The sequence below is a fragment of the Aeromonas sp. QDB62 genome, from assembly GCF_027705695.1.
Taxonomy (GTDB): Bacteria; Pseudomonadota; Gammaproteobacteria; order Enterobacterales; family Aeromonadaceae; genus Aeromonas; species Aeromonas allosaccharophila.
The window spans coordinates 1-2,463 of sequence record NZ_JAPDCD010000104.1; the positions used below are offsets into that span (position 1 = coordinate 1).

Annotated in this window: 2 protein-coding genes; both read left to right on the forward strand. The window is 45.3% G+C overall.

The window, feature by feature from the left end; all coding sequences use genetic code 11:
• The first annotated feature begins 36 nt into the window (after positions 1–36).
• Complete coding sequence (locus OKC27_RS22570; protein WP_059112248.1) at positions 37–735, forward strand: plasmid mobilization protein; 699 nt, start codon at positions 37–39, stop codon at positions 733–735.
• Positions 726–2,315: a relaxase/mobilization nuclease domain-containing protein gene (locus OKC27_RS22575; RefSeq protein WP_270806739.1), complete on the forward strand. Its 1,590-nt coding sequence runs from the start codon at positions 726–728 to the stop codon at positions 2,313–2,315. The genes OKC27_RS22570 and OKC27_RS22575 overlap by 10 nt, the downstream gene beginning before the upstream one ends.
• Positions 2,316–2,463 lie beyond the last annotated feature (148 nt).

Here is a 2,463-nt window from a genome sequence, read left to right on the forward strand (position 1 = left end):
ATAAATTAGAGCTGTTCAGCAGCCAGGAGACAATACGTGGGAAAAGAAAATAAAAAATTAAGGAATAGCAAAAATAATACTTTACGTGAGGAGCTGACAAGAGATCCTGATCTCATGCTGCTCATTGAAAGGGCCGTTATCAGGTGCATCAATGACGATATCGCTGTCACTATTAACGGTATAGCTAGAGATGTAAATATGGATACAGACATCGTTCGACAAATGCTGCCGAGTTTTACAGAGATCCGTGATCATCGAATCGAGCTACGCTGCACATATGAGGAAAAACGTCGTTGGGAGAAAAAGGCTAAAAATGCAAGCATCACTGTATCGAGGTTAGCATCTCAATCTCTCACAAAATTGAAAATCGTCATTTCTCCAGCAGAAACATTACGCGACACAATAAATAATCTTATTGCGCAACAGACCGGGTTTTATAACAATTTCAATCAGCTGGTAAAATGGTGTAACTCCCATAAGGGCGATGTAAATCTACTTTTTATTTTATGCGAACTCAGGGAACTAGAAAAACAACATAAAGAGCAGGTTGATAAAATCAACGAGATGTTATCACCACAATTAACACAGCCATCTCGGGTTATACGCCATGACAAAAGCGATACTGCGACCCCAGACACTACATGGTCACACTCAGGTGAGGATGACGAGGATGCAGTGGAGGTAAATCCAGCATTAATCGAGAGTGAGTATGAGGAGCATGAGCTATGGCGGTGATTAGATTTTTTGCAACCAATGGGCATCGCCAGACTAAGTCCAGCGCCCCAATAGATTACCTACTGGGTATCTACAGCGCTCTGACTCCGCAACAAAAAAATGAGCGTAGTACAATCGCTGATGCGATTAGGGTTGCTCGTGATAAAAATGACGCTCCATTGGTTCATCGGTTGAACCAACAACTGAGACTGATCCATGGTGTACAACGGACTCCACCACCTGAGCTGTTGGCTGGAAATCCACGAGACATCGCTTATGCAATCGAGATATCGCCACATAAATATAAATACACCAGCGGTGTCATTGCACATGCAATTGAGGACAACCAGGCGCTGAGCTCCAATCCTGATATTGCTCAGGAATTTCGTGCATTGATGGAGGAGCTGGTTTTTGCGGGATTACCCATAGAGGACAGGATGATCTTGTGGGTACAACATACGCATGAACAAAATCTGGAGAATCATTTCTTAATCCCACGGATTAATCTTCGCACTGGAAAATATTTCAACCCTCACCCACCAGGTGCGGAAGGAGATTTTAATGCGATCCGTGATTACCTCAACCTGAAACATAACCTCGCACGTCCAGATGATCCGCAACGCCAGAGGCTGACAGGAACAATACCACGGTACAGTAAAAATGCGGACTTGATTGCAGCGTTATCTGATGCGGTGCAGTTACGGGTAACTCAGGGTCAGTTATGTAACCGACAAGCTGTGATTGATTGGCTGGAGCAACCTCAGACTCGACAAATGTATGGTATTAGCGAAGTCGAGGCTAAAAAGGATTACATACGGATTGTGCCAGAGGGAAAGATCAAGGCTTTTCGGCTGAAAGGACCTTTATTTAGCCGTGCGTTTACCAGTATTGATGTGGTGAGACCGACGTTGACGATAACAACGCCTCCACAACCGTCGTTGGATGCACTCTGGCAGCAGATTGAGGAGCGGATAGCCAAACGCCGGGCCTTCAATCAGAGCCGCTATAACGTCACTGAGACGCTGCACCCAATGCCCTCTCCGAGGCCTGTGAGACGACCGACAGGTATGGCCGCAGTGATAACCCAGAGACATCGCAAACAGCCAACAAATGCTCTTTTTTGGCAACAGCAGATGCAGCTATATGCAGGTTACACACTGACCCCAATTAACCCTGAGGGAACCCTAACAGTAGACACCGAAAAGGCATTAATTCAACTGCTGATGAAAATTTTGAGCGCTATTTTAGCATTACTAGGAGTGAATCATGAATTTAGAGAAACAATTATTAGAGTTGCTCAGTTTTATCAACACCGAGCAGATGAGCTCGATAGCAACACTCAGGGAGCAGGTTCAATCGCAGCATGTCACACAGCAGCAGATAATGAACGACCATCAGGTCTTGCTGACCATGGTGCAGCATTTGAACACGCATACCAGCGACAGCAACGTCTCTGCCGAGAACTCCATTCATCAGATGAGCGTTTCGCTCGAACAGTTGCAGGAGCAGGTTCAGACCTTGAGCGGCTCCATAGAGAGTACGCAGAGGTCGGTGAGACTGCTACTCGAGGTCTTAGAATCATAATGGAAACCCTATATTAGCAGCCAAAAAAATTGCACGTTTCAGGATGAGGCCTGGAGCGTATGCATTAAAATCTCAGCACGAGCACTCTGGCCAGAGGACTGCACGTCATGAAATGGATTCAGATCTTTCTTTGTAAAATATTCTGAATGGCGTTTGTTTTTTATA

Coding starts and splice junctions, on each gene's coding strand:
- OKC27_RS22575 (WP_270806739.1), top strand. CDS start 726: ATGGCGGTGATTAGATTTTTTGCAACCAATGGGCATCGCCAGACTAAG.